Here is a 229-nt window from a genome sequence, read left to right as displayed (position 1 = left end):
GTGGTTTGGTGTGAAGCCGCAGGTTGATGAAGCAGTGTTCGCTCTCTTGGCGGATAGCCTTCGTTAAAACATGCAGATCATAGGGCTGACGGGGGGCATGGCGGCTGGAAAATCAACGGTGGCGGCGTTTTTCCGTCGGGCGTTTATTCCAGTCTTTGACGCGGATGCTACGGTGAGTCGCTTACACGCGCCGTGTGGGCGCGCTGTGTCCGATATTGCGCGCTTGTTT

The 229-nt window shown here is 56.8% G+C and carries 1 protein-coding gene; it reads left to right on the top strand.

All coding sequences use genetic code 11. The features are described 5' to 3' along the window. Window positions 1-70: 70 nt before the first annotated feature. On the top strand, window positions 71-229 hold a 159-nt coding region (locus KB213_RS12400), incomplete at its 3' end, for a dephospho-CoA kinase (protein WP_211683567.1).

The sequence above is a fragment of the Neokomagataea anthophila genome (assembly GCF_018122595.1).
Lineage (GTDB): Bacteria > Pseudomonadota > Alphaproteobacteria > Acetobacterales > Acetobacteraceae > Gluconobacter > Gluconobacter anthophilus.
The sequence above is the reverse complement of the archived record's forward strand: the minus strand, read 5'-3'. Positions and strand labels throughout refer to the sequence as shown.